The organism is Bifidobacterium coryneforme (assembly GCF_000737865.1).
Classification (GTDB): domain Bacteria; phylum Actinomycetota; class Actinomycetes; order Actinomycetales; family Bifidobacteriaceae; genus Bombiscardovia; species Bombiscardovia coryneformis.
The window spans coordinates 1230450-1256751 of sequence record NZ_CP007287.1 but is presented as its reverse complement, the minus strand read 5'-3'; the positions used below and the strand labels follow the sequence as shown (position 1 = coordinate 1256751).

The following is a 26302-nucleotide window of genomic DNA, read 5'->3' as shown; positions in this document are numbered from 1 at the left end:
CGACGATTCAGTCGCCTCGGGTCAGAACGACCCGCTCGCCCCGGTCCTCGACCACTTGGCCAATCAGGTAAAAGTCCTCGTGTTCCTGATTCAGGGCCGTCTGCAGGGCATCAAGCTTGTCCGGATCGACCACCAGGACCATGCCGATACCCATGTTGAAGATGTTGTACATCTCCATATGGTCCACCTGGCCGTAGCGTTCGATCATGTCGAAGATGGGCGGCACCGTCCAGGAATCGACCCTGAACTCGGCCGCCATACCTGCGGGCAGAATCCGGGGGACCTTCTCCACGAATCCGCCGCCGGTGATGTGGGCGACGCCATGAAGGAGGCCCTGCTCGAAAAGAGGTTTCAGTGCCGATACATAGATTCTGGTGGGTGTGAGGAGCTCCTCCGCCAGGGTCGGACCGCCCAGTTCCTCGGGTCGATCGCCCGGATTCAGACCACCCTGCTCGAAGAGCGCCTTGCGAATCAGGGAGAACCCGTTCGAGTGGGCGCCGGAGGAGGGCAGTCCCACCAGCACATCTCCTGGCCGGATGGCGCTGCCGTCAATGATTCGTTCCTTCTCGACCACACCCACCGTGAACCCGGCCAGGTCGTACTCGTCGGGCTGATACATGTCGGGCATCTCGGCGGTTTCGCCGCCTACCAGGGCGGCTCCGGCCTGCACGCACCCATCGGCGACGCCCTTGACCACCTGCTCCAGAAGGGCCGGGTCGTTGCGCCCGCAGGCGATGTAGTCCAGGAAGAAGAGCGGTTCGGCACCCTGGGCGATGATGTCATTGACGCACATGGCCACGCAATCGATTCCGATGGTGTCGTGCTTCCCCGCCGCCTTGGCCACCATGAGTTTGGTTCCGACCCCATCGGTGCCTGAGACCAGGACCGGTTGCCGGTATCCGAGGGAGGAGAGGTCGAAGAGGCCGCCGAATCCGCCAATCTGGCCGGCACCGGGCCTTGCCGTGCGGGCGGTATGGGCCTTAATTCGCTCAATCAGCTCATACCCGGCTTCGACCTTGACGCCTGCCTGCTCATATGCTCCTGGCATGGTTCTGCTCTCCTGTCTTTCCGGAAGGATTGGTGGTCATGGACGTCTGACGTATGGGCCGGCGGTTTCTGTCCACTGGCATGGTCAGCCCATAGGACCCCTTGGTTCCTGACAGCCCCTCCCTGTCCTGGGCGGTAAGGGAGGAGAGGAAGGAATCCTCGTAGTCGTCCAGGTCGGTCGGGTAGTCCCCGTTGAAGTAGGCCACGCAGAGTCCCTGATATGGACCCTCCTCATGCAGGCCTATGGACTCCACCAGCCCGTCCAGGCTCAGGTAGGCCAGAGAGTCCGCACCGATGAAGTCCCTGATTTCGTCAATCGACTTCTTGGCGGCGATCAGCTCGGAAGTGCGTTGTATGTCGATGCCGTAATAGCAGGGGTATCTCAGGGGAGGGGAGGCGATACGCATGTGGACTTCACTGGCCCCGGCCTCGCGCAGGAGCTGGACGATTCGGTGTGAGGTGGTTCCCCGGACGATGGAATCATCGATGACGACCACCCGTTTGCCGGCCACGACGCCGCGGACGGCTGCCAGCTTCATGCGTACACCCTGCTCCCGCAGTTCCTGGCTGGGCTGGATGAAGGTCCGGGCCACGTACTGGTTCTTGATCAACCCCATCTCATTCGGCAATCCCGAGGCCTCGGCGTACCCTGAGGCTGCAGAGAGGGACGAGTTGGGCACCCCGATGACCATGTCGGCGTCAACCGGGGATTCCAGGGCCAGTCTGGCCCCCATCCTCTTCCTGGCCGAGTGGACGTTGACCCCGTATATGTTGGAGTCCGGTCGGGCAAAGTAGATGAACTCCATGGAGCAGATGGCCAGTTGCGTGTGGTCGGTGTACGACTCGATACGGTAGCCCGAATCATCAACGCGGACGATTTCGCCGGGTCGGATGTCCCGGATGAGTCTGGCACCGACCACGTCGAGGGCGCAGGTTTCGGAAGCCAGGACATAGGCCCCGTTACTCAGCTGCCCCAGGGAGAGGGGGCGGAATCCGTTGGGATCCAGGGCCCCAATCATGCAGTCCCCGGTCATGAGGAGGTAGGCGAAGCCACCATGCACCTGGGCCAGGGCCTCTTTCAGGGCGGCCATGAAGTCGGAGTGGTGTGAGCGACGAATCAGGTGCATGAGCACCTCGGTGTCGGAGTTGGAACGGAAGATGGCCCCCTCGTCCTCCAGCTGCCTCTTGAGGCTCTGGCAGTTGGTCAGGTTCCCGTTGTGGGCCAGGGCCAGGTCCCCATCGCGGAACCGGAAGACGAAGGGTTGGATGTTGTCTATGGATGCGGACCCGGCGGTGGCGTAGCGCACATGTCCGATTGCCCTGTTCCCGGTCAGTTCGGAGATGCTGGCCTCGTCGGGGAAGACCTGGGTCAGGAGACCCAGGCCACGACGCCCTATCAGGTGACCCTGGTCGTTTGAGACGATGCCTGCTCCCTCCTGTCCGCGGTGCTGGAGTGCATGCAGGCCGAAGTAGGTCAACCTGGCTGCATCCGGGTGGTTCCAGACCCCGAAGATCCCGCACTCCTCGTGGACGTTTTCAAGTTCCAAGGACATGGGCTGTCTTCCTTCCTGAATCGGCCATATGTGCCGGGATTGATGTGTGTGGCCTAGTCGGCAAAGTAGGTCACCCCCGAGCGGAAGAGTGGTTGGAAGCACCTGTCCGGGATGTTCCTGTACAGGTCGGGGCCGCTGCGCTCCGTGTGGCCCATCTTTCCGAGGACTCTGCCGTCCGGACTGGTGATGCCCTCGATGGAGAGGCACGACCCGTTGGGGTTGATGTCCAGATCCATGGAGGGGTGTCCGTCGGCATCCACGTACTGGGCCGCCACCTGGTCCTGCTTTATCAGGTTGTGCAGGGTCGACTGGTCGGACACGAACCTTCCTTCGCCATGGCTGATGGCCATGGTATGGATGTCTCCCACCCTGCAGGCCGAGAGCCAGGGGGAGCGATTGGAACTGATTCGCGTGTTGACCAGCTTGCTCTGGTGGCGTCCGATGGTGTTGTAGGTCAGGGTGGGGGCCGTTGATTCTGCGGCGACGATATCGCCGTAGGGGACCAGTCCCAGCTTGATCAGGGCCTGGAAGCCGTTGCAGATGCCCAGCATAAGGCCGTCCCGGTTCTTCAGAAGGTCACGGACTGCATCGGCCACCCGGTCGGAGCGGAAGAAGGAGGCAATGAACTTGGCCGACCCGTCCGGCTCGTCGCCGCCGGAGAATCCGCCGGGAAGCATGACGATCTGGCTGGATCCGATGGCATCGGCCAGGGCCCGGCTGCTGGTGGAAACGTCTTCGGGGGTCAGGTTCCTGATGACCAGAGTCTCCACCTCGGCACCGGCCTCGATGAAGGCCTTGCGGGAATCGTACTCACAGTTGGTGCCGGGGAAGACCGGGATGACGACCCGGGGTTTTGCCCGGCTGCCCAAGGCGGGCCCGGTGGTGATGTCCTGGTCTTTGCCAACTGCCGGTTGCGCCACAGCGGCCTCGTGGGAGGCTCTATAAGGTCCAGTCTGGCCTATGACCTCCACCTTTTCGCCCCTGCCTCGATAGGGGAAGACGTCCTCCAGGCCTTCCGCCCAGATCTCTTCCAGTCCATCCAGGTCAAGATCATCATGCCCCAGAACCAGGTGATACTCCTCCTCGACCGTTCCCATCCTGGTCAGGGATGTGCCGGCAGGGCAGTCGGGCATCGGGGTGTTCCGGTCGAGCTCGAAGATGAAGCTGCCATATGCCGGGCGGAAGAGACGGTCTGCCTCCACGGAGGGGTCAAGGGTCAGTCCCAGCCGGTTGCCCAGGCACATTTCGAAGATGGACTGGGCCAGGCACCCGTATCCGGGCGTGGACGCAGCCCGGACCAGTCCACTGCCGGACAGGTCTTCCATCAGGTCCATCGCGGCCTTGAGACCGTTGGCCGAGGGAAGGAGTTCCTGGTCGGATGCGTCGGGGGTCAGGAGGTAGACCGGGTTGCCGGTCTGCTTGAACTCAGGTGAGACGACTGATTGGGCCTTTCCCAGGCTGACCGCAAAGCTGATCAGGGTTGGTGGAACGTCCAGGTCCTCAAAACTGCCGGACATGGAGTCCTTGCCCCCTATGGCTCCGACACCCAGGTCAAGCTGGGCCTGGAGTGCCCCCAGGACCCCGGCCACCGGCAGACCCCAGCGGTCGGGGTCCTGACCCGGCTTGGGGTAGTACTCCTGAAGACTCAGATAGGCCCTTGAACGGCTGAATCCGGATGCCACCAGTTTGGACAGGCTCTCCGCGACGGCCAGGTAGGCGCCTGCGTAGGGGTTGCACTGGCTGATATAGGGGTTGAACCCCCAGGCCATGGCGGAGGCGGTCGATGTGGATCCGTCCACCGGCAGCTTGGAGACCATGGCCTGCGCCGGGGTCAGCTGCCGGGCGCCGCCGAAGGGCATGAGGACCGTGGAGGCGCCGATGGTGGAATCGAAACGCTCGGCCAGCCCCTTGTTGGAGCATACGTTGATATCGGCCAGGAGCTCCTGGTAGCGGGACTCCAGCGACCCCGGGTGGTCCCAGGGGGTGCGGTAGTCGCACCCGGCGGGGACATGGGCGCTCGCCTGATGCGGGGCACCGTTGGATCCCAGGAACTCCCTGGGGATGTCGACGATGGTCTTGGACCGCCAGGTCATATGCAGGCTGGGTTCCTCGGTCACCTCGGCGATGACGGTGGCTTCAAGGTTCTCCTCTTCGGCATACCCGATGAAGGTCTGGGCATCCCGGGCCGACACGGCCACAGCCATCCGTTCCTGACTTTCGGAGATGGCGATTTCCGTGCCATCAAGCCCCTGGTACTTCAGCGGAACCCGGTCCAGGTTTATCTTGAGGCCGTCCGCGAGCTCTCCCACGGCCACTGCCACGCCGCCCGCTCCGAAATCGTTGCAGCGCTTGATGAGGCGGCAGGCGTCCTTACGGCGGAAGAGACGTTGCAGCTTGCGCTCCTCAGGGGCGTTGCCCTTCTGCACCTCGGTTCCGCACTCGTCGAGGCTCTCGGTGTTCTGCGACTTCGAAGCGCCTGTTGCTCCACCTATCCCGTCGCGCCCGGTCCGACCGCCGACCAGAATGATCAGGTCGCCGGGGGCTGGTTCCTCACGGATGACATGGTCGGCAGGGGTGGCCGCCACGACTGCGCCGACCTCCATGCGCTTGGCCTGGTATCCGGGATGATAGAGCTCGTGGACCTGCCCGGTGGCCAGACCGATCTGGTTTCCGTAGGACGAATACCCGTCGGCCGCTGATTGGACGATGCGGCGCTGGGGCAGCTTGCCGGCCAGGGTCTGCTCCAAGGGTGTTCTGGGATCGGCCGCTCCCGTCACCCGCATGGCCTGGTAGACGTAGCTGCGTCCCGACAGGGGGTCACGGATGGCGCCACCGATGCAGGTTGCCGCCCCTCCGAAGGGCTCGATTTCCGTGGGATGGTTGTGGGTCTCGTTCTTGAAGAGGAACAGCCAATCCTGGTCCTCCCCGTCCACGTCGACGGTGGTGCGAACGGTGCAGGCGTTGACCTCTTCGGACTCGTCCAGTCCCCGCAGAATCCCCTCCTTCTTCAGATATCGGGCACCGATGGTGCCCATATCCATCAGGCAGAGACGGCGGTCTTGGCGGTCCAGGTCCTTTCTGAGGGACAGATACCTGTCGAAGGCCTGGCGGACTACCTTGTCGTCGATTTCGATATTGGTCAGGTCGGTGCCGAACGTGGTGTGGCGGCAGTGATCGGACCAATATGTGTCGATTACTTTCAGCTCGGTCAGGGTCGGGTCCCTGTCCTCTTGCCGGTAGTGGTCCTGACAGAAGCGGATATCGTCCAGATCCATCGCCAGGTCCTGACTGGTCATCAGATCGTGCAGGGCCTGCTCGTCAAGGTCTCGGAAACCGGTCAGGACGGGCACCTCTTTCGGGCTGCCCGGATTCATCTGTAGGGTTTCGGGCTTCTCCAGGCCGGTCAATCGGGATTCGACAGGGTTGATGACGTAATCCTGGATGGTCGACACCTGGTCATCGCTGAGTTCGCCCATAAGCACATAGACGGTTGCGGTAGCCACGGTGGGCCGCTGCCCCTGTCCAATCAGCTGGACGCACTGGGCCGCCGAATCGGCGCGTTGGTCGAACTGGCCCGGCAGGGCTGCAACGGCAAAGACCCTGGAAGGATCGCCGTGGGCGTCCCTTCCAGGGTCTTTTGCCGCCAGTGCCTGGTCCAGGGTTCGGGAGACCCGGTCGGTCTGAGGCTGGCTGAATACCGTAGGCAGGCTTTCCTTGAAGAGTTCGGTATCGATACCCTCCAGGTCGTACCTGTTGATCAGGCGGACGGATTGCAGTTGGTGGATGCCCAGGACGGTATGGATCTGTTCGGTCAGCTGGCGGGCTGCCACATCGAAGCCGGGCTGTTTTTCTGTATAGACACGGAAGACCAAGGAAGGTGCCTTTCTGAGTGCTGGCGTTTGGAATCAGAAGGGATGATGGAGGAGAAGGTGGTCCAGGTTCGGCACAGACCGGCCTCAGTCCTGCCTGGTCTCTTCGGCCTGATCCAGGCGGGTCAGACCGTCCAGAATGGTCTGATAGGCAGGAATGATGCTTCCCAGGTCCCTGCGGAAGATGTCCTTGTCCAGGTGGGTGATGCCCTCATCCCGGTTCCGGGTCGACCACAGGCGGCAGGTGTCGGGGGTGATTTCGTCGGCCAGGAGGATGACCCCCTGGGAGGAGCGGCCCATTTCGATTTTGAAGTCCACCAATTCAACCTCGATGGCCTTGAAGATGGCGGTCAGGGCCTGGTTGATTTCACGGGTCTTGGCGGCGATGATGTCCAGGTCCTGCGCGGAGGCCAGGTCCAGGGCCAGAATGTCCTCCCGGTTGATGAAGGGGTCGTTCAAGGCATCGGACTTGTAGAAGAACTCAAGGACCGGCTGCTTGAGGACGGTCCCCTCTTCGACCCCGTACCGTTCCGCGAAGGAACCTGCGGCCTTGTTCCGCATGACAATCTCCAGGGGGAACATGGTCATGTGTCGGTTGAGTTGTTCGGTGTCGGAAATCCGACGGATGAAATGGCTGGGAATCCCCCTCCGGGCAAGGAGATTGAAGACCACCGAAGTGATTTGGTTGTTGAGATGGGCCTTGCCTGCGATGTTCTCTTTCTTGGCCCCGTTACCTGCCGTCGCCTGGTCTGTGTATTCGACCCAGAGCACATCTGGATTATCCGTCTCGTAGAGCTTCTTAGCTTTGCCTTGGTAGAGCATTCCCAACTTTTCCATGGTTCGCCTTCCTGAGCCGTGCTCGCGAATTGGAAATAACCGGACTGCGGACGAGGCCAGAATACCAAGGCCGAGTTACAAATCCCGGGACTCGTCAGGAGCGGCGTGGCGGTACGAGGAGTCTTAAATCCTGTTTTGCCGTTCGCTCCGGCCCCCGGATTTGTGCTCAGCCTTTACCCACCCGGGCATGAAGTCCTTGGACCATCTGGTCGGTCTTCCGTCTGGCCTCATCCTGATCGGGTCCCAGGGCCAGGGCAACGGCCATCCGTCGTTGACCATGGACTTCGGGCTTGGAGAAGATGCGCAAATCGGTGCCGGGCTCGGACAGGACCCGGGGGACTCCAGTGAAGGTGACCTCTCCCTCGCCCCGGGTGAGCACGGCCTGACTGGCGGCGCTCCATCCCGGAGGCAGGACGAGTCCCAGATCCCCTTGACGGACCGGGATGCCCAGGATGGCCCGGGCATGGAGGTCGAACTCCGAAAGCCGCTGGGAGATCATCGTGACCATGCCCGTATCATGCGGTCTTGGTGACACCTCGTTGAAGAGGACACGGCCGTCTTTGAGGACAAAGATCTCCACCCCGTACACCCCCCAGCCGGTTTCTCCCTGTTCCCGGGCCAGGTTGGTCATGGCCAGGACCAGCCTTCGTGCTATGGAGGTTGCCCCCTCCAATATGGCCTGGTCCAGACCTGCGGGCTGCCAGGACTGTCGGTAATCCCCGTCCTCCTGACACTGTCCGATGGGCTCGCAGGTGGCGATTCCGGCACTGGAGGAGACGGTCAGGACGGTCAGCTCGTGGGCCAGGGGGGCCAGGGCTTCGACAATCACCCTGCAGGGTCGGCCCTCATGGACACCCGCCCGGGCATCAGTCTGGGCCACCCGCCAGGCCTCATCCAGGTCCTGCCAGGTGCGCACCATGGTCTGCCCGTGCCCGGATGAACTCATGACGGGTTTGACAATGCAGGGCAGCCCCACCTGCTCGGCTCCCAGGCGGAGCTGGTCGGGATTCTGGGCGAATCGATAGGGGGTCGTATCCAGGCCTACGGTGTCATGGGCGAAGGTTCGAAGGGCCTCCCTGTCCATGCACATGGCGGCCAGTCCGGAAGACGGAACAACCTGGATGCCCTGCTTGGCGGCCCATTCCAGTTGGTCGGTGGCGATGGCCTCTACCTCGGGCACAATCAGGTCCGGTCGGATTTCAGTAATCAGGGCACGCAGGGCCTCAGGGTCGGTCATGGGCAGAACCTTGGAAGACTGGGCCACCTGGGCCGCCGGTGCGCCCTGGTAGGAATCGACGGCGCAGACCCACGCCCCCAGCCGAATCAGGCTGATGCAGATTTCCCTCCCCAGTTCACCTGATCCGAGCAGGAGAACCCTGGTGGGTTGACTGCCCAGTGGGTTACCCAGGGGGCGGTCGGTGGCGGATGGCGGTCCGGCGGACATGACGGAATTGGTCATGGTCTCATTCTGCCACCGGGTGCCCGCAGGAGGGTTCACTTGGCCCGGATGTCACACGGGTGGACCGCCTCCCGCCCCGCCCTTCCGCCCAGCAATAAGCGCTCATAAATAAGACCTATAAGGAATGGCTTGGTTCCTTGCCTTGGCGGTCGTTACCATGACACTCAGTCGACATGGAAGGCGGGAAGGTGAACGATCAGACACCGGCGGTGGAGATTCGTGATCTCACCAAGACATATCGCAGTGACGATGAAGAGGACAAGACGGCCCTGGCTGATGTCTCCTTGAGTATCGAGGAGGGGGACATCTTCGGCATCATCGGCCTGAGCGGAGCCGGAAAGTCCACTCTTGTTCGGTGCATCAATGGCCTGGAGGGGTACGACTCGGGCAGTGTCAGGGTGCGGGGACGGGAGGTGCGCGACCTGAATCCGGCCGATCTGCGCTCCCTTCGGCAGCGCACCGGGATGATCTTCCAGCACTTCAATCTGATGCCCTCCCGCACCGTGGCAGGCAATGTGGAGCTTCCCCTTCTTGGGGGCGGTATGCGGAAACCTGAGCGGGCATCCAGGGTGGCCGAACTTCTGGACCTGGTCGGATTGTCGGACCTGGCAGACCACTACCCCGCAGAGCTCTCGGGTGGTCAGCAGCAGCGTGTGGCCATCGCCAGGGCACTGGCCAACGAGCCGGACATCCTGCTCAGCGATGAGGCCACCAGCGCCTTGGACCCCAACACCACCAAGTCCATCCTCCAGCTTCTGCGTGACCTCCATGACAGCCTGGGCATCACGGTGGTCCTGATTACCCACGAAATGTCCGTCATCAGGCAGATATGCAACAAGATCGCAGTCATTGACCACGGCACGATCGTGGAGCAGGGGAGGGTCTTCGATGTCTTCGCCGACCCCCAGGCCCAGCTGACCAGGTCATTCGTGGACACCACCTCCAATCTTGACAAGATCACCGACCTCCTGGCCCAGGATTCGCCCTTGGTGGCCCTGGATCCGGGGCAGGTCATCCTGCGCATGTCCTATGTCTCCAAGGAGATATCAGAGGCCTTGGTTTCGCATATCTCCCGCGCCTTCGACCTGGATGTCAACATCATCTTCGGTGATATCGATGTGGTCGAGGGCTCTCCACTAGGGGGCCTGGTGGTCAAGGTCGCCGGGACGGAGGGGCACATCGAGGACGCCCTGGCGTACCTGAAGGGTCGCAATATCGGAATCGAGGTTCTCAAGTCATGACATCGTTGCTTACCGACTGGTTCCCCAATGTGATGAGCCGGCTTCCCGAGTTCTTCGACAGCCTGGTCCAGACCCTGGTCATGGTCGGGGTATCCGGAGTCATCTCCTTCGTCCTGTCCCTGATTATCGGTGTGGGCCTGATTGTGACCCGCCGCAACGGCATCAGACGCAACGGTCTGGTCTTCAATGTCCTCGACAAACTGATCGATTTGTTCAGATCCATCCCCTTCATCATCCTGGCGGCCGCCCTGGTGCCGTTGACCAGGCTGTTGATGGGGACGGCCATCGGGCCCAAGGGTGCCATCTTCCCCCTGGTTGTGGGAATCACCCCCTTCTTTTCCAGACAGATAGAGTCCGCCCTGGCGGGTCTGGATCCGGGATACATCGAGGCCGCGGAATCCATGGGCATGTCCACCTGGCAGATTATCTGGCACGTGTATCTTCGTGAAAGCATCCCGGCCATCATCCGGGTGACCACAATCACCATCGTCAGTCTGGTGGGGGAGACGGCCACCGTGGGTATCGTGGGCGGAGGCGGGCTGGGGGACTTCGCCATCCGGCTGGGCTACCAGCGGTACATGTATGACGTGACCATGGCCACAATCATCGTTCTGGTCATTTTCATCGCCCTGATTGAACTCTTCGGCCGGCTCCTGGCCGAGGTCATCGAGCACTGAGCGCCGGGTGGAGGGTCGAGCAGAGTGGTACAAACCAAACATGCGGGTCGGAAAAGCCGGGCAAAGAAGGAGCTGGCGGTCCTGAGCCTGGTCATGATACTTCTCCTGGCGGCAGTCGTGGGGGTCGACCTCCACCTGGATCGCGCCGGTGCCGGGGCCCAGACGGTCACCATAGGGGTCATCGGCAGTTCCGATGATCAGATATGGAAGGCGGTCCAGCAGGAGCTGGACCGCCGGAACGAACATATCAGGATTAGGCTGAAGCCCTTCCAGGATGCCATCTACGTCAACCAGGCCACGGCCAACCGGGAGGTGGACCTCAATGCAGCCCAGCACTATGCCTATCTGGAGGATGACGCCAGAACGAACCACTACAAGCTCTCGGTCATCGGGGACACCTACATTTCTCCGATGAACCTCTACTCACGGAGGTACTCCAAGCCCTCCCAATTCCAGGATGGCGACAAGGTGGCCATCCCCAACAACGCCACCAACATGGGTCGCGCATTGAAGGTCCTGGCAGATGCCAAACTGATTGGTCTGCGCGACCCCAAGGCCACCAACCCCCTGCCTGAGGATGTGGTTGAGAACCCCAAGCATCTCCGGTTGGAGCAGGTGGATCCGGCGGGGATCCTCAACCTCCTGCCCGATTATGCCGGTGGGGTGACCAATGCCAATTTCGTCGTTGATGCGGGCATGAGTGTGCACGATGCCATCCACGAGGTCCCATACGACCTGCAGAATCCGGCCAATAAGCCTTATATCAACATCATCGTTACAACCAGTGATCAGAAGGACAATCCGACCTATGCCAAGGTGGTCAAGGCCTACCACTCCAAGCTGGTGGCCGACACAATCACCAGGGTGTACAAGGGGGCCTGTGTGCCGGCCTTCAAGGTTTGACAGGCGGGAACGGGGCGGCGCGCAGTCCGGGAAGAGGGGAAGAAGATGGCAAACAGAAGAACCAGGGCCAAGAGGGAACTGGCTGTCGTGTCCGTGCTCATGGTAGTTGTGGCCATCCTGATGGGCGTTGCATACGTCCGTATCAACCGGCCGACCCAGGGGGAGCGGGAAATCAGCATCGGTGTCGTGGGCAATGCAGACGAGGAGATATGGAAGGCAGTCCAGCATGAGCTTGATGCCCGCAACACCGGAATCCGGGTGAGGCTGAAGTCCTTCCAGTACGGGCGATACGCCAACCAGGCCTTGGCGAATAAGGAGACGGATCTCAACGCCTTCCAGCACTATGCCTTCATGGAGCAGGAGTCCAGGAAGAACGGGTACCACTTCGCTGCTGTAGGCGACACTTACATCTCCCCGCTCAACCTCTATTCCAAGCGTTACGCCAGCGTCGACCAGATCAAACCGGGTGAGCGTCTGGCCATCCCCAATGATCCGATAGACCTGGGGCGGGCCTTGAAGGTCCTGGACAGTGCCGGGCTGATTACGTTGCGTGACCCCAAGGCCACCACACCGGTACCGGAAGATGTTGTGGGCAATCCGCGGGGTCTGGTCCTGGACCAGGTGGATCCGACCGGCATCGTGAACCTGCTGCCCGACTATGCCGCTGGAATCACCAACACCAACTTCATCATCGATGCCGGCATGAAGGTTGACGATGCCATCTACCAGGTGCCGGGCGGTCTCAAATCACCTGCCAACCACCCCTATGTCAACATCATCGTGGCCAGGGCCGCCGACAAGGAACGTCCGGACTTGAAGACCCTGGTTTCCGCCTATCACAGCAAGTATGTGGCCGACGCCATCAACCGGTATTACAAGGGGGCCGCCGTCCCTGCCTTCTCATACTGATAGGTGGCGATGGGCCCGGAGCCGGTACAGGGGACTTCCGGGTCCAACTGCGCCAGGGAGAATATGTCAAAAAGGAAGGAGTGGGGAGTGGAGCGGGCAACGGGACTCGGACCCGCGGTCTCGACCTTGGCAAGGTCGCGCTTTACCAACTAAGCTATGCCCGCACTGATGACGGTTCCGCTGGAACGACGACATCGACAGCCCGGCAATCCCGGGCGGTGCTGTACCAGTATACCGATGGGTGGGACGAAGTCGGGGTCGTGTCGTCGTATGTTCCAAGCCTGACCAGGTTCAATCAGAGCAGGTCAATCAGGGCCTTGGTGTCCTCGATTGATGTGGCCCAGGATGTGGCGAACCTGATGATTGTGTGGTCGGCATCGCTGCGCTCCCAGAAGTCAAAGGCCACATGCTCGGCCAGCTCCTCCATCTTCCTGTTGTCCAGGCGTACGAAGGTCTGATTGGTGGGGGAGTCCATATAGATTTGATAGCCCTTCTCCCTCAAGGCATCCTTGATCATCGTGGCGGTGTCGATGGCATTGCGGCTTATCCGCTTGTACAGGTCATCGGTGAAGAGGGCATCAAACTGTATGCCGAGCAGCCTTCCCTTGGCCAGGAGGGCCCCACGCCGCTTGATCATCGTGCTCATGTGCTCAGGGGCGTCACCCTTGGGGAAGACCACGGCCTCACCGCAGAGGGCGCCCACCTTGGTTCCACCGATATAGAAGATGTCGCAGAGAGCGGCGATGTCGTCCAGGTCCACATCCGTCCCCGGTGCCACCAGGCCGTATCCCAACCGGGCGCCATCCAGATAGAGGGGGATCTCATACCGGTGGCAGATATCAGAGAGCTGCTCAAGTTCCTGCCGGGTGTAGAGCGTGCCGTATTCGGTGGGGTGGGATATGTACACCATGCCGGGGAAGACCATCTGCTCGTGGTTGCCGTCGGCGTAGAACCCTTCAAGGTATGAATCCAGGGTGTCAGGGCGAATCTTCCCCCGGTCTCCCTCGACCGTAAGGACCTTGTGGTCGACTGCCTCGATGGCCCCCGCTTCGTGGACGTTCACGTGTCCGGTATCCGCGGCGACAAGGCCCTGCCAAGGCTTGAGGATGCAGGAGACGATGGTCTGATTGGTCTGTGTGCCACCCGCCATGAAGAAGACCTGGGCCTGGGGGCAGGAGCAGTCTTCGGCTATTTTGCGTGCTGCCGAGCTGCAATACCGGTCCCTGCCGTATCCGGGGAGCTGCTCCATGTTGGTGTCGATCAGCCGCTGAAGGACTGCGGGATGGGCGCCTTCGGAATAGTCGTTGACGAATGAGAGCATGGCTGTCCTTTCTGTCCGGTCTTCATTCCGGGTTTTGCCGGTGACACGTGTGCCAATCTCTATCAGCATATGGCTTAGGGCTCCCATGTGGTGCAGGTGGGAGATGTGGCTGGACGGGTGCGGATGTGGCGAATGGGTGGGGCATGAGAATCAATGCCCCACCCATTTATCTCAGCATCTGGTGCGGGCGAGGATGCAAAAGATGCAGATGGCGCAGATGATGCACCTTTTGCATTCACGCCCTATGCTGTCGGGATGGCTTTTGGGGATGCACAGCCGGTCTCATTCCCCGTCGGTCATTGTTTCGGAGGCAACATCTCCTGTTGATCAGCATCCTCCTTGGGCTGAGGTTTCGGGGCCTTGGAAGAAGGGTTGTGGCGGTAGATCAAGGCGAAGGCGGCGATGGTTTCGACCACGGTGGCAAGAATCCAGGTGATGATGACCGGGTTCTGGTACTTCTGGACCGACCCCATCCTGGTAAAGATGAAAACGTCCATGATGAATGTCTGGAGGACCAGGAGGACCGCCGTTATCACAACCGTCGCAGTGTGCCGGTCGGCTCCGGATCCTGGTTCCGGTGCCTGGTCGGGGGATTGGAGGCTGGCGTAAGAAAGCAACCAGATGCCGATTCCGAAGAGGACCGCAGCCAAGGGGATGGAGAAGAAGATGGGTAGGGTGCTCAGGCTGAGTCCCAAGGCGGCTACCAGGAAAGCGGCTGCTAGGCCGAGGTAGAAGGAACCGAGATTCTTGGTCCTGCCGCGCTTGCCGGTGGTCCCGGTACCTGCCTGCTTCTTGTCGCTGTGCGGATCATCTGGTCGGTTTGTTCGTGGCGAATCATCCTTGACGCGACGTGCCTTGTCGACCTCGGCTGCATCTGCTCGACTCATATCGGGCTTGGGTCTCTCGCGACCGGGAACAGCGGGACCTTCGCTGCCTGCTCCGTCTTTGGCTTCCGGTTTCCGATCGGGTCCTTCCGTGTCAGGTTTATCCTCACCGGAATCGGTTTCCGCTGCTGATGTCCTTTCTTGCTCATCTTCATCGGGTGCGGATTCTGTGGCTCCGGGTTCATCTGTGCTCACCGTGCCTGATTCGCTTGAGGAGGAGTGGTCTTCGTCGGTCCTGGTTGTTTCGGTCTTTTTCCTTCCGGCCTTGTGGGCATCGGACCGGCTGGAGGCGTGGCTAACATCTTCTGCATTTTCCGGGTTTTGCTGTTGGTCCTCGCCCGGTTCCGGCAACAGCGGCTCATCTGGCGCTGTAGATGTGGCTTCGTCCATCTTGCCCGCGTCCGTGGGCCTCGGTTGCCCTGTATCGTCACTGTGAATCCTGTACCGATCCTGATGCCGACCGTTTCTTCTGTTCTGCTTACTGTTCATTTCAACTCCCACCTGTAAGCGCCCAGAAGGTCCGGGGAAGAAGAAGTCCGCCCGAATCTCGAGGGCTATATGACTGCCTTTTCTGTCAGTGTATGCAGCTGCGAATGGCAAAGCGGGTATTGAAGTGAAGAATGCAACCGAGTGTTTGTTGTGCCGTGGTCGGCCGGTTTTTCAAGGCCTGAGTCAGGCTTGATTGCGCTCTGTCGAAACCGTGAATCAGCGGTCGGCAGTAGGGGGGGGGGTGACTTTACGACGGCACCAACGACTAGGGCGACATGTACTGATGTTCATATCGAGGTGATTGAGAACTTATGGGCGAGTCCTATATACTCAGTCGCACGATTATCTTGGGCCGGTCAGTCATACGGGAGCGTGCGGCGAGATCAGCTCCATCTATGTCAGGGACCCGGACAGGAACCTCGTTGAGCTCTCAGTTTACGAAAATCAGGAATCATAAGCGCACAGAGTCGACTCCTGTATTCCTGATGGGTAATTGTGCCAGCTAATTATCGGAGAATTGCAAATATCATGGGAGTTGCAACACCGAGTCGAGTCGGCTGTTTGTCACTGTACCGGCATGCCGATCGTATCGAACCTCGTCGTTGCGGTTGTCTTGACAGGATCCATGCGAAAAAGAGGAGGCCCCGACGGAGCGAGGCCAGGTTTATGCAGTCGGCAGGGAGATATCACATACCCAGGCCGTGCTGCAGCGTGTCTGATGCTGTCTGCACCTGCTGGGAAACCACGGAAACGGGGGCTTCCGCCTTGGTGCGGTGAGAAAGTCCGCTGCCCACATTGGCGGCTACCATAGCGGCAAGCGCTGCTATGAGGATACTGGGCCACTTTGCCTTTTTATCCGGTTTCTTCTCTTCCTTCTTGGGCTCAGGAAGCGGATTCGGCGCCTTCGAGGGCCTCTGGTCCTGTTCGGGGTTGGTCATGATATCCCTTTCTTTTGCCTACACTGACGAAGCAAGCCTAACAAAAGCTTTTGTGTGGGGTGAAGAGGTCCCTGTTCTGCGCGCAGCAATAGTGCAGGATAACGAGCAGGAACCGGGTAGGTGTCTCGTAGTCGCTGACCAGACCCGATTGCGGGCTTGTTATACCTGCATTGGATACCTCGACAGGAATTATGACAGGAGGTTTCAACGCGAATGCAGATCCGGTATCGATTATTGCAGGTGGATGGCGGGTGACAGATATCGGATTGCGATATCTTGAAGGAATATCGCATTTCTGATTAGAAATAGAAGATTTGCTGATGGGGTGGCGGCTTCTGCTCGAACGTGTGACCTACTGAACTACAATTATGAGAAACGAGTTTCGACTATGATAGTTGAAGAGGAAAAGGCGAAACAAAGCAAAAATAGGTCTGCTGCATGTCTGTAGCACAACCTTAGCCACGTAAAGGCCTGGCATACAAAAGGGCATACAAGAGCCTTGGCAGGAGGCCGGGACGCCACAAATTAAGGCGACGGGAGTGGCCAAGTTGTACAAGTACTGGGCCACGTACACGGTCAAGGATGCGGGCAGCGGCACAAGGGAGAAGCCCGTCCAGTGTTAGAAGGTCCTGTTCGACCCGGGCACGACTCCTCGGGTCAACGTATATGCAGGACTCTCACGGTGAAGACCAGCGAGGCGGTCAAGACAACGAGAGCCGGAAGGGCAAGGAAGTGCAGTGAGTTCAGCGTAGCCGAGTTTCGCCCCATGCTCGATGTGGCCTCTTACATGCCCATGGAGGAGGCCACATCTGGTTGTAGAGGTTATACCGCAGGGGAGGGGATACTCAGCGTGACCTGGGACAGCCTGAATATGTGCAGCAGCATGTACACGGTTGATTGGAAGCTGCAGACTGCTACAAGGCCCACAGGTGCGGCGAGCCTTCCGGCGGGTCGTGTCCGTGCGGCAGGCGCCAATTCGCTCTGTGCTCTGGCGCCACATAGGTGACCCCCGACGATTACGACATGCGTCCTCTGTACAATGCTGACGCTTTGCCCCGCCCTAAGTCCAGGATCGGCAGGATTGCATTCGTCGTGCTCCTGCTGATGGAAGCCATACAACGGTATGAGCTGGTCACTAAAGACATGGACAATCTCCGCGGGTTCATATTCCACCGACACGGCGGCGGCCCATACCGAAGAAGGCAGATATGGGCCGCTCGTCCCAGGCATGACCATGCACTACCGTACCGCAGGACTCGACGAACGCAAACAAGCTATGTTTAAACTCGATAGTGAGCTCGATATCGAAGAAGCCAGTACTTGAACGCAATGACGAAGCACTATTTTAGTGTCTCGCATGGAGAGAGGATATCTGGTCTTATTTTCCGCGCTGCCATACTCATTTATTTGAGTCAATCTTTGCGAGGGTCGGTCATCCGATGCTTGGTGTAGATAAAATTATGGGAAAGAGGGTTTCTTAGGACCTTTGAGATTAGACACACGTTGTAGGTTGTAGACGTTTCCGTCGCAGACATGACGAAGGTCAAAAAGGAAATAAATATGCTGTGATGCCAGCTCATAGGGGCAATTTATGGCGGTTTAATAGGTAAACACGTTCTCATAAGTTAACGACTCCTTTTATGTGGCGTGCGATTAGCTTATGAGAACGCGGCTTTCTAGCACCTTCTATCATCAATTTTCGATATCGCTGACATCGATTGTGGGCTTCAGCTCAATGAGCTGTTGATACTCATTGAGTATCAACTCAGATAAGTTTGATATCTTAGGTGCTTTTAGCGTGATTATTAAGGAGTATGGTATCGGTTCCGCATTTTTGGCTACTCCGCCACTCTTCCGAGAAATATAATGAACGTCAAACACAGGATTGCTCAAACTTGTTCCAAGTTTTCGGATGCTCGAATGACGTACCGTCTCCCATTTGCCTTGATCCTTGCGCTGTTGCTCCTCGGTTGGGTATAGAGTCGATGTATCTCTTGATGTAAAAAATGCTTGGGAAGAGGGATGAGTGCCCGTCCCAGTAAGTGATGTTTTTGGCCTAAAGGTAGGGGTAAGGCCTGCCCGCGTATACACATCCGGCGATTGTGGATCAACCGGACAACTAAAAGCGAACGTTGCCGATATTTCGACCTTCTCGGATATTTGAGACACCTGTTGAGGTATTGGTATCCGTGCCCGTAGGTATTTTCCAGGGTTTAAATGACCCTGGTACACAATCGTGGCTTCACCATTATTTGTCGTCACAATGTTCTCAACATTAGAAGATATGCGTCCCCATCCCGTCTCGTCTTTGTCTTTTGTCTCATGGGGTTCCGCTGTATGGATTAGTAACGCCTTGGTTGTCAGTGGCAAGAGCGAACCTTCCCCGGCCTCATAAACTTGCACGGCCTTACGAAGAGCAAGAGGTGCAGCAAAACTTGTTCCCATTATGCTGCCAACGTGAGGAGATCTGCCTGGAGTCAGCACATGGAATTCATGCCCCTTTACGCCACCAAAAGCCACTACGTCTGGTTTCACTATTCCCGGGCTTCTCCCAGGACCGATTGCAGAATAAGGGGCACGATCCCACTCATCTTCTTCAGAAGTTGCCGCCCCAACACTCATAGCATTGACGCAATCGCTTGGAATCATAATACGAGCATTGCCTGAATTTTGATCCCTTTCACCATTGTTACCTACTGCAACAGTGACAAGACACTCTCCCGTTACGAGCAGCGAATCAAGTACGGCAGTCCAAGCGCTGACGTCGTCGTCTTCAATTGGGAGTTCAGGCCCTAAACTGAGATTCGCGAAATCATAGGCCCCTGTCTCTAACTCTGATTTTATATTTGCGAGTGCTTTATATAGACTTAGAGGGTCATCCTCTTTACAAGAACTATCTATAACCCTGGCCACTGATATCTGTGTGTGAAGTGGTTCGGGAACTCCTCTTATGTTTCCGAAGAGCAACGCAGAACATACCGCTAATCCATGGGAAGCAAAATCATCTACATTATCCGCATCGGGATTGGATAGACTGTACCGCTCAACCCAATCATTAATTGGGCAGTCGTCGGGAAGTCCACCGTCGAGAACAATGATTGCAGGCCCTCTATTGTTGCTTTTTTGGAATAGTGGCAGTTGTACGGAAGTAGGGAAAGAACGCAGTGTATCCCCCATTGGCTCCATCCGTAACTTCGGCATCGGTCTTATTGCACGGATAGTGGAGTACTTGGCTAGCTGTTCTACTCCTTTTTTTGCTCCATGTACGGGGTAGAACACCAAGTTATTCGCTTCGAAGATTAACTTATCTTTAATCTCAACTTCAAGTTCTCCTGCAAGAGTATGCAATCCTTGAGTATTATTAGGCGCATAGGTGCGATCGAACTTGTGAAGCACGAGTTCATACCAATCATCATTGCCTACTGCCGTGTGAATCTTATCGACTGCATCAAAGGAGCGAATCTCTTCAATACGTATAACGCTAGCCAGAGCTTCGCTTTTGTCCACGGTGGCCTTTTTTTGCAAATCTGTAAGGAGATCGACAAAAGAATGGCGTTTCCCTGCAATGAGGAGAGATGTAGAAATGTGTGATTCATCAGGGCGGTCCTGCGTAACAATACGACAAGGTCGGCTACCAAGAAGTCGCATACTAAATGAGTCAAAAAGATCTGTGGGCTGATAGGATTTCGCGATGTACTTTGGATGAAGGATGAATTGTGCCACGTGTATTTCATCTGGAGCATATAGCTGATTGGTGCTAAAGGAGTTAATTAATCCTTGGAGTTCAGGGAGTAGCCGTTCACGTGAGTCCTCGTAAGAATATACCGGTTTAGATTCTCCTCCACCTTGTGGGATTTTTACGATCTCTGTGAGACGTTCGCCTCTGCCTATTAGATAATGCCGTACCATTATCTGCCTTCCTCCTCAGATTTACTTTGATTTCTGTACTTCCGTATGGTCTCTTTGCTAACCCCCGTGGCTGCTGCAATGGCGCGCTGCGAAAGATCCGTTCCAACAGCTAGTTTTGTTGCCAACTGTATACGATTGCGATGAGACATCGATGCTACATGTGCCGAGACATAATCAACAATTGCCATTTCCATAGACTTTCCTGTGATAATTGACTGTTTCCTAATAGATGACAGTGATAATCTTGCTTCGCTGTAGGATTTTCCAGACAGAACTATACACAGCATTTCCAAGTATGTATCGTTCATACTATTTTTCCATAAGGCAGTATCTGCTTTAAGTGTTTCGTATAAGTCTTTTTGAGTCGGCATCGGAAAGTCGACTTTGAGTTCGAATCTCCTCCATACAGCCGGGTCGATCAGCTCCGGATTATTTGTTGCCGCTAAAACTATTCCCTGAGGATTCCACATATCAAGCAACTGGAGCAGCACTGTAACTAACCGTTTCATCTCTCCTATATCGTGAACGTCCGATCTAGTTTTGGCCACCGCATCTATTTCGTCTAGGAACAATATTGAAGGTTCAGCGGATGCTTGGCGGAAAACTGTCTGCAAATTTATGCCGGTCTCTCCTAATTTGCTCGATACGGACGCAACAAGGTCAAGTCTGTATAAAGGAAAATTCAACTCATGCGCAAGCCACTTGGCGGCCATTGTTTTTCCTACTCCGGGGGCACCAGTAAAAATTGCAGAAGAGACAGGCGACAATCCTACTTTCAACAATTCCTTTGCTTGTTTTCGTTCTACTATGATTTCGTTTAATTGCGATTCAATCACGCTATTTAGATGTGGCTTTTCATTTGAGGATGCGTCTTGTATAGCCATGGACGAATAATTTGGAAACTCGCGTGGAGGTATAACTCTTTGAGTAGGAGAACTAGTATGCAGGAGTTGTGAAAGTTGATTTGAGAACTCTGGTTGAGTATGACGATATCGCTTGATCAATCTAGTAAGGTACATTCGTAAATCGTCTTGTTTGTTCTCCAGTCCCAGACGAGATAACTGCACCATTTCTTTAAGGAACTTGCTTTTTTCTTCCGGCATCCTTATAGAATAGCATGATAGCAAAGGAAAACGTTAAAAAGAGACGGAAGACTTTGCGCTTGTGGTATAAAGAATCTTCTCCTGCTCGGAATGTGTCAGCATGAAGTTCGGAAAAGTTAGGGGTAGAAGCCGATATTCGCAAAACGCAATTGTGTGCTAGCGAGAAGACCCTGCCGAAGTGGGGCAGATAAACGCCTTCTACTTGAGCAGGTCCCAGAGGCTGAACGTGGTCTTTCTCTGTTCTTGACCCAGCCCATGTCCTTCTTCCCGTATCCGGGTATGAGGGCTTTCTTCGCCCGCTTTTCCGTTTGCATGTGGTGTGGGCCTTTAACGAGCGCCGGGGGCTGGGGGCATGTCGTATTTCATTGGAGCGGGTACCTCCGTCCATCCGCTTTGCCCATTTGCGGGTAGTGCAGGGTTCCATCCAATGAGGGTATGTCGAATATGACTTTGCCCTGTGCTTTTGCTGACGGGTTCAACGAGTCTGGCAGTTTGTCTGTTTGCGTCATGGGGGATTATGCGGCCATGGGTCCAAGCATCCCGTTCCACTGTATGCCGTCTTTCTGGATGAGCTGCCGCCGGTATGTGGTGCCGACATCCAATGGGCCGTATTTGGCGGGATTGTATTTCTCGGTTCTTGTGGCGGTTATGTCAAATTCGACGAAATGGTCGTGCTCCGGCTGTCGAGGTTCGTGGTCTGAGCAGGTCGGGTCGGGGATGATTTTGGCCACCGTCCAGATGGCCACGTCCTTGCCGTCTTCACCGGTGATGCCGGTCTCGTCGTCCACCTGCTTGACGATGTTTCACTTACTGTTTAACTTGGCGAATCTGCGGGATCGCTGCCGGTTTGTCCTTCATATTGGTCGTGGTCTCGGCAGTGCCGCAGACTGACAACGTCAGTACGGGCGCTAATGCGGCTGCGACAGTGGGTTCATGATGGCTTCTTGTCCTCTGTGACTGTAAGCAGGCCATCAGTCGTTTTGTATGGCGAGTATGGCTGATTCGATTAACGTGTTGCGTTGTAGCGCGAGTGGTTTGTGTCGAGTATCCGTTGGTAGTCCTGAATAATCTGGAGGGTCACGTCAAGTTCGCAGGCAATTTGGTAAGAGTCCCCCTCGTAGATGGTTTCGGCGGTCTGGTACTCGATTGGATCCACGAGCTTGAGTGCGGTCTCTCGACGTGCTCGGTTCTCTATGCGCGACCCGTACACGCCTGAGCGGGTGGTGTCGGCATGCTGCCAATGGATGAGTTCATGGACGAGTGTGCAGCGCTTCTGGCAGTAAGTAAGCCTACGGTCGATGAGGATGGTTCTGGTGGCTTCATCGTAGAAGCCGGTCATGCCTTCCGGCAGGAGTGCGCTGCTGATGGTGACGTCCAGGGTGTCGGTGTAGCAGCGCATCTGCCCGTATGTCATCGTCGACGTCAGGCCGTCCAGGAGCCTCGGGCCCTTATCTGCCATCGCCGCCTTCTGCTTCCTTCTCCTTGTTCGGGTCGTTCATGGCCGCCAACGCCTGGTCGTCTGCCTTGACCTTGCCGAGCACGTAGGCCACCTTCTCCTCCTCGGGGAGCCAGGAGAGATCCATGTCGGTTCTTTTGGTTGCATCGGCTCTTTCGGCCGCGTCGCTGAGGATAAGGAATGGGTCGACTCCCATGGCTCTGGCCAGCGCATCGATGTCCTCGGTGGTGAAGCTGGTATCCCCGCGCATCTTTCTGAAGAACGTGGATCGTCTGATTCCGGAACGTTGGATGAGTTCCTGAGTCGTCATGCCCACTTCCTGCCTGGTGGACTCAATCGTTTTGATCGCCTGGTCAGTGAATGCGTCTATCTCTTTCATGTTCCTCATAGTAGTCAATTTTGGCACTTTTTGCAATAAGTACCGTTCTTGGTTGACAGATAGTCCCAAATATGGCACTATCAGGATGTGCCAAAAATGAGACTCAAGCAATCCTCCACTCGGGTGATCCGGGCAGTGAGGGCGGAAGCGGCCCGTTGCGGATATAGCGGTAAGGACGTGGCAAAGGCACTGGGCAGGGACCCGAAATACGTATACGAGCGGTTCAGGTTTCAAAAGCCATTTTCGACCGAGGATCTGAATCAGGTGGCTGAATGGCTGGGTATCACCTTTAACGACTTGATCAAATCAGCTGAGTTCGATGCTGCCATGCGTAAGCAAGATTTGTCTGACAGCAGTCTGGTGGCGTGAGGTGGATTGGCTAAGGCTAGGTGAAGGACTGCTCGAACTTGTCGTTTCGTCTCACCCGGAGGGACCTGTCGCAACCCCGATGGAAGAGATGATCATGCTTCGAGTCCTATCGTCATCGCCTCTGATTCTTGCCCAAGTAAGAAGAATGCCGCAGCTGCCACTGCGGCGATGACAAAGAAAGTAGGTAAGCAATCAATGTCGGATTTCAGTGTATCAACCGCTCCGACGCGAAGGGGTAATCCTGAGACGTCGTTTGCGGCTGCGGCTGAGGTGAGGACTGGTCATATGCAGGCTCTTACCCTGCAGGCTTTGTCTCGCCTGTGTTCTGAAAGACCGGGGCCTTTCACGCAGTGGGAGGTTGAGGCTGAGGTGGAGCAGCAGTTGGGGCGCAGGCTGGCGGACAGCACGGTTCGTAGTCGTCTTCCAGAGCTCGTGCGTAAGGGCCTGGTCTTGTGCGCGGACCGTGAGGGCATCAGTCCCAGCGGGCACGCCTGCTCCCGGTACCGTCTCTCGGATGTGGGGATGGCGGTATGAGCAGGGCATTGCTGTGTGAGGAGGAGGCCCGTGAGTATGTGGGCGGGATACCGGAGCGTACGTTCAAAACGCTCTGCGGTGACCATGTGATTCGTCTGGGGAAACGGAACTATTGCAGACCGTCCGATCTTGACGAGGCGGACAGGGTGCTTGATGATGCGGCGGACAAGGTGGAGCGGTTGTCGCGGTGGGTGTTGGTCGCGAATTCGCGTGAATGCTGTCAATGCTGTGAATGCCGGTCGTCGTCATCGTCACCGCACGTTGAGGAGCAGGCGCAAGTCAAGGGAATCAAACAAAACAATCGTGAAGGAAACAGGAAATGAGTGTTCTATTTGACCGCTTGGACCCGGGGGAAATAACGGGCATGCATGTCCGCGCCAGGTTTGACAGCGACACCGTGATTGAAGGCCGAATTGAAGGGGACAACTGATGGGGTTTGAGATTAAGGAGATGGCGGATCGGGAGTACTTCGCTGACCCGGCGTTGGATCAGTCTGCGTTGAAGCGATTCATGGTGTCGCCGTTGTCGTATGTGGATTATCTCGATCATGGTCTGGATGTGTCCGGTGATGCTCTGGATTTCGGCAAGGCGGCGCATGCGCGGGTGCTGGGCACTGGTGCGGAGGTCGTCGACAGGCCGAATCTGCGTACGAAGGCGGGCAAGGCCCTGATGGAGGAGCTGCGCGCTTCGGACGCGGTGGTTGTCTCCTCCGGTGACAGGGAGCGTCTGCGGAAGATGGGGGCTGTTTCGGCCCCGTATTTCAGGTCGCTTCCCGGCAGGCCGGAGATGGTGGTGGTCGCGGACGACCCGGGGAGTGGGCTGCGGTTGAAGGGCAAGTTCGACTGGCTGCCTGACGGTCCGGACGAGGACGGGGTGCTGCGTATCCGTGATTACAAGACTACGAGCGCGGACCCGAGGGAGTTCCCCGGCGAGGCGGCCCGTTTCGGCTACCACATCCAGGCGGCCTTCTACATGATGCTGTACCGGCTGACCGGTTTCCAGGGCCTGCTCGGGTTCGAGTTCGTGGTGCAGGAGAAGAAGCGTCCTTACGACTACATGGTGTGGCGGATGGACGAGGATGGCCCGGAGACCGTGCTGGCCGGTGAGCGTATCGCGCAGGCGTTGGATGAGCTGGCCGGGTTCAGGCGTGACAGTCCGGACGACTGGAAGCAGCGCATGGGGGAGTACGGGCTGGACAAGACTCCCCGCACGGTGGGGTTCCCCGGCTGGCGGATCGACAGAGAGTACGAGGAGATGGAAGTATGAGCGGTCAGGAAAACAAGACAAAGCAGGAGCAGGCTGAGCAGGAGCTGACGGTGTGGGAGCGCCTGCAGAAGGCGCGCATGGAGATGAAACCGGAACAGTCCGGCCAGCTGACCATCAGCGGCAACCGGATCAGGTACTCGACGATCGACGACCTGTACAAGGCTGTCACCGACGCCCTGGCGAAGCAGGACCTGTGGCTGTCCACGCACCTGGCGAATAACGCGGTGCGCGTCCGGGTCGTGGACGTGAAGACGGGCCAGGCCGAGGATCTGCTCGACTACCCCTGCGTGTTGACGGGGAAGGATGTGAAGAAGGACGCGGGCACTTGGACCAGCTGCAAGCGGTACGCGATCACGAGTGCCTTCAACCTGGCTTCGGGTGACGAGGGCGGCTCGGAGCAGGCGGCGGCCCGGGAGGAGGAGCGCCAGCAGCGGGGGTTCGTGAGCAGGCAGCGGTTCGCTTCGGCCCCGGAGTCGTCCCTGACGCGTATCCGCGCGGCCTTGGTGGCGGCGGGGGTGAACGTGCCAGCCGAGCAGAAGGAGACGGTGAGCCGCCTGATCGGCAGGCAGATCACGGGCAACCTGGGCTCCGCGAATCTGACGCCCGCCGAGGCGGACAGGATACTTGATGAACTCGGCAAGGTGGGTGATTCCGATGATGCCTCTCGTTGATTTCCTCTGGCTGTGCGCCGCCGGTTTCTGCGGCGCGGTGTGCGTGTTCGCTTCCTGCTGGACGCTCGCACACCCTCAGCTTGGTCTGCTTGACCTGGCCGCCCTGGCAGGGTTCGGCTGGTGCATGGAAAGGGGTGAGCGCTCATGAGCAAGCTCAAGGTGCATGGCTATACGGTGCACGTCCCCGAGGACGGGTGGCGGTTCGACTGCGATGTGCCCAACTGCATCAGATTTATCTCCATCTACAGGGACGGGCACGTAATCGACGGCACCCGTTTTCGCTCCGAATTGCACCAGCTGGTGTGCGGAGTCGACGACGCGGAAACCGCTTTCGACCTGGGAATCGTCAAGTACGGCTGGCAGAGGGGAGATGTGTTGGACCGGCTCTACTGCTGCCCGGAGCATCGAGAGGATGCCGACTCATGACGCTATCAACCAGGGCCGGCTGTCCTTGTTCGACTTGTTCCCGGCTCACCCAGGGCGAGTGC

Annotated in this window: 23 protein-coding genes and 1 tRNA gene; 9 read left to right on the top strand and 15 right to left on the bottom strand. The window is 57.8% G+C overall.

The window, feature by feature from the left end; all coding sequences use genetic code 11:
* Positions 1-7 precede the first annotated feature (7 nt).
* From purM to purT, 5 genes are all read right to left on the bottom strand, one after another.
* The gene (gene purM, locus bcor_RS04990; RefSeq protein ID WP_033497783.1) at positions 8-1048 is read right to left on the bottom strand and encodes a phosphoribosylformylglycinamidine cyclo-ligase; all 1041 of its coding nucleotides are present in this window, start codon (positions 1046-1048) and stop codon (positions 8-10) included.
* Complete coding sequence (gene purF / locus bcor_RS04985; protein WP_081870362.1) at positions 1032-2600, bottom strand: amidophosphoribosyltransferase; 1569 nt, start codon at positions 2598-2600, stop codon at positions 1032-1034. The genes purM and purF overlap by 17 nt, the downstream gene beginning before the upstream one ends.
* Before the next feature lie 53 nt (positions 2601-2653).
* Complete coding sequence (locus tag bcor_RS04980; protein ID WP_033497785.1) at positions 2654-6472, bottom strand: phosphoribosylformylglycinamidine synthase; 3819 nt, start codon at positions 6470-6472, stop codon at positions 2654-2656.
* 84 nt (positions 6473-6556) lie between these two features.
* Positions 6557-7306 (bottom strand): phosphoribosylaminoimidazolesuccinocarboxamide synthase, encoded by a 750-nt coding sequence (purC, locus tag bcor_RS04975; protein WP_033497787.1) that lies wholly within the window; start codon positions 7304-7306, stop codon positions 6557-6559.
* A 166-nt stretch (positions 7307-7472) separates the two neighbouring features.
* Positions 7473-8765, bottom strand: a complete 1293-nt coding sequence (purT, locus tag bcor_RS04970) for a formate-dependent phosphoribosylglycinamide formyltransferase (RefSeq protein WP_081870361.1) — start codon at positions 8763-8765, stop codon at positions 7473-7475.
* 188 nt (positions 8766-8953) lie between these two features.
* On the opposite strand from purT, the gene bcor_RS04965 reads away from it, so the two are divergent.
* The 4 genes from bcor_RS04965 to bcor_RS04950 are packed head-to-tail and all read left to right on the top strand — an operon-like array spanning position 8954 to position 12495.
* A complete protein-coding gene (locus tag bcor_RS04965) occupies positions 8954-10006 on the top strand; it encodes a methionine ABC transporter ATP-binding protein (RefSeq protein ID WP_202961030.1) in 1053 nt (350 codons plus the stop codon).
* Positions 10003-10683, top strand: coding sequence for a methionine ABC transporter permease (locus bcor_RS04960; protein WP_033497789.1), 681 nt, complete (start codon positions 10003-10005; stop codon positions 10681-10683). The genes bcor_RS04965 and bcor_RS04960 overlap by 4 nt, the downstream gene beginning before the upstream one ends.
* A 24-nt stretch (positions 10684-10707) precedes the next feature.
* A complete protein-coding gene (locus tag bcor_RS04955) occupies positions 10708-11586 on the top strand; it encodes a MetQ/NlpA family ABC transporter substrate-binding protein (RefSeq protein ID WP_033497791.1) in 879 nt (292 codons plus the stop codon).
* 45 nt (positions 11587-11631) lie between these two features.
* Positions 11632-12495, top strand: coding sequence for a MetQ/NlpA family ABC transporter substrate-binding protein (locus bcor_RS04950; RefSeq protein ID WP_033497793.1), 864 nt, complete (start codon positions 11632-11634; stop codon positions 12493-12495).
* 88 nt (positions 12496-12583) lie between these two features.
* Here the strand turns inward: bcor_RS04950 and bcor_RS04945 are convergent.
* From bcor_RS04945 to bcor_RS04895, 10 genes are all read right to left on the bottom strand, one after another.
* Positions 12584-12659 (bottom strand) — tRNA-Gly (locus bcor_RS04945).
* 131 nt (positions 12660-12790) lie between these two features.
* The gene (locus tag bcor_RS04940; protein ID WP_033497795.1) at positions 12791-13816 is read right to left on the bottom strand and encodes a threonine aldolase family protein; all 1026 of its coding nucleotides are present in this window, start codon (positions 13814-13816) and stop codon (positions 12791-12793) included.
* A 296-nt stretch (positions 13817-14112) separates the two neighbouring features.
* Positions 14113-14703, bottom strand: a complete 591-nt coding sequence (locus tag bcor_RS07525) for a hypothetical protein (RefSeq protein ID WP_148303968.1) — start codon at positions 14701-14703, stop codon at positions 14113-14115.
* Positions 14700-14855, bottom strand: a complete 156-nt coding sequence (locus tag bcor_RS07555; RefSeq protein ID WP_158332634.1) for a hypothetical protein — start codon at positions 14853-14855, stop codon at positions 14700-14702. The genes bcor_RS07525 and bcor_RS07555 overlap by 4 nt, the downstream gene beginning before the upstream one ends.
* A 1020-nt stretch (positions 14856-15875) precedes the next feature.
* Positions 15876-16127: a hypothetical protein gene (locus tag bcor_RS04930; RefSeq protein ID WP_033497799.1), complete on the bottom strand. Its 252-nt coding sequence runs from the start codon at positions 16125-16127 to the stop codon at positions 15876-15878.
* Between the two features lie 1692 nt (positions 16128-17819).
* Positions 17820-19850, bottom strand: a complete 2031-nt coding sequence (locus tag bcor_RS07420; RefSeq protein WP_158332633.1) for a S8 family peptidase — start codon at positions 19848-19850, stop codon at positions 17820-17822.
* Positions 19851-20035: 185 nt separating this feature from the next.
* Positions 20036-21139 (bottom strand): AAA family ATPase, encoded by a 1104-nt coding sequence (locus bcor_RS07415; RefSeq protein ID WP_081870359.1) that lies wholly within the window; start codon positions 21137-21139, stop codon positions 20036-20038.
* 515 nt (positions 21140-21654) lie between these two features.
* Entirely contained in the window at positions 21655-21927 is a 273-nt protein-coding gene (locus bcor_RS04905; RefSeq protein WP_033497807.1) for a hypothetical protein, read from the bottom strand.
* 218 nt (positions 21928-22145) lie between these two features.
* Positions 22146-22598, bottom strand: coding sequence for a hypothetical protein (locus tag bcor_RS04900; RefSeq protein ID WP_238548540.1), 453 nt, complete (start codon positions 22596-22598; stop codon positions 22146-22148).
* Positions 22588-22974 (bottom strand): helix-turn-helix domain-containing protein, encoded by a 387-nt coding sequence (locus tag bcor_RS04895; protein ID WP_033497809.1) that lies wholly within the window; start codon positions 22972-22974, stop codon positions 22588-22590. The genes bcor_RS04900 and bcor_RS04895 overlap by 11 nt, the downstream gene beginning before the upstream one ends.
* A gap of 177 nt (positions 22975-23151) precedes the next feature.
* Here bcor_RS04895 and bcor_RS04890 point away from each other — a divergent pair, with 177 nt between their 5' ends.
* The 5 genes from bcor_RS04890 (at position 23152) to bcor_RS04870 (ending at position 26240) form a co-directional block, all read left to right on the top strand.
* On the top strand, positions 23152-23343 hold the full coding sequence (locus tag bcor_RS04890; RefSeq protein WP_232340120.1) for a hypothetical protein: 192 nt from the start codon (positions 23152-23154) through the stop codon (positions 23341-23343).
* Positions 23344-23873: 530 nt separating this feature from the next.
* Positions 23874-24200 (top strand): hypothetical protein, encoded by a 327-nt coding sequence (locus bcor_RS07515; RefSeq protein WP_148303967.1) that lies wholly within the window; start codon positions 23874-23876, stop codon positions 24198-24200.
* A 106-nt stretch (positions 24201-24306) separates the two neighbouring features.
* A complete protein-coding gene (locus bcor_RS04880) occupies positions 24307-25143 on the top strand; it encodes a PD-(D/E)XK nuclease family protein (protein ID WP_038459208.1) in 837 nt (278 codons plus the stop codon).
* The gene (locus tag bcor_RS04875; protein WP_033497962.1) at positions 25140-25814 is read left to right on the top strand and encodes a hypothetical protein; all 675 of its coding nucleotides are present in this window, start codon (positions 25140-25142) and stop codon (positions 25812-25814) included. Before bcor_RS04880 ends, bcor_RS04875 begins: the two co-directional genes overlap by 4 nt.
* A gap of 144 nt (positions 25815-25958) precedes the next feature.
* Positions 25959-26240, top strand: a complete 282-nt coding sequence (locus tag bcor_RS04870) for a hypothetical protein (RefSeq protein ID WP_033497964.1) — start codon at positions 25959-25961, stop codon at positions 26238-26240.
* The last annotated feature ends 62 nt before the right edge of the window (positions 26241-26302 follow it).

Coding starts and splice junctions, on each gene's coding strand:
- bcor_RS04930 (WP_033497799.1), bottom strand. CDS start 16,127: ATGACCAACCCCGAACAGGACCAGAGGCCCTCGAAGGCGCCGAATCCG.
- bcor_RS04875 (WP_033497962.1), top strand. CDS start 25,140: ATGAGCGGTCAGGAAAACAAGACAAAGCAGGAGCAGGCTGAGCAGGAG.
- bcor_RS04950 (WP_033497793.1), top strand. CDS start 11,632: ATGGCAAACAGAAGAACCAGGGCCAAGAGGGAACTGGCTGTCGTGTCC.
- bcor_RS07515 (WP_148303967.1), top strand. CDS start 23,874: ATGAGCAGGGCATTGCTGTGTGAGGAGGAGGCCCGTGAGTATGTGGGC.
- purC (WP_033497787.1), bottom strand. CDS start 7,306: ATGGAAAAGTTGGGAATGCTCTACCAAGGCAAAGCTAAGAAGCTCTAC.
- bcor_RS04940 (WP_033497795.1), bottom strand. CDS start 13,816: ATGCTCTCATTCGTCAACGACTATTCCGAAGGCGCCCATCCCGCAGTC.
- bcor_RS04900 (WP_238548540.1), bottom strand. CDS start 22,598: ATGGCAGATAAGGGCCCGAGGCTCCTGGACGGCCTGACGTCGACGATG.
- bcor_RS04960 (WP_033497789.1), top strand. CDS start 10,003: ATGACATCGTTGCTTACCGACTGGTTCCCCAATGTGATGAGCCGGCTT.
- purT (WP_081870361.1), bottom strand. CDS start 8,765: ATGACCAATTCCGTCATGTCCGCCGGACCGCCATCCGCCACCGACCGC.
- bcor_RS04880 (WP_038459208.1), top strand. CDS start 24,307: ATGGGGTTTGAGATTAAGGAGATGGCGGATCGGGAGTACTTCGCTGAC.
- bcor_RS07555 (WP_158332634.1), bottom strand. CDS start 14,855: ATGAAGATGAGCAAGAAAGGACATCAGCAGCGGAAACCGATTCCGGTG.
- bcor_RS07415 (WP_081870359.1), bottom strand. CDS start 21,139: ATGCCGGAAGAAAAAAGCAAGTTCCTTAAAGAAATGGTGCAGTTATCT.
- bcor_RS04895 (WP_033497809.1), bottom strand. CDS start 22,974: ATGAAAGAGATAGACGCATTCACTGACCAGGCGATCAAAACGATTGAG.
- bcor_RS07525 (WP_148303968.1), bottom strand. CDS start 14,703: ATGAGTCGAGCAGATGCAGCCGAGGTCGACAAGGCACGTCGCGTCAAG.
- purF (WP_081870362.1), bottom strand. CDS start 2,600: ATGTCCTTGGAACTTGAAAACGTCCACGAGGAGTGCGGGATCTTCGGG.
- bcor_RS04870 (WP_033497964.1), top strand. CDS start 25,959: ATGAGCAAGCTCAAGGTGCATGGCTATACGGTGCACGTCCCCGAGGAC.
- purM (WP_033497783.1), bottom strand. CDS start 1,048: ATGCCAGGAGCATATGAGCAGGCAGGCGTCAAGGTCGAAGCCGGGTAT.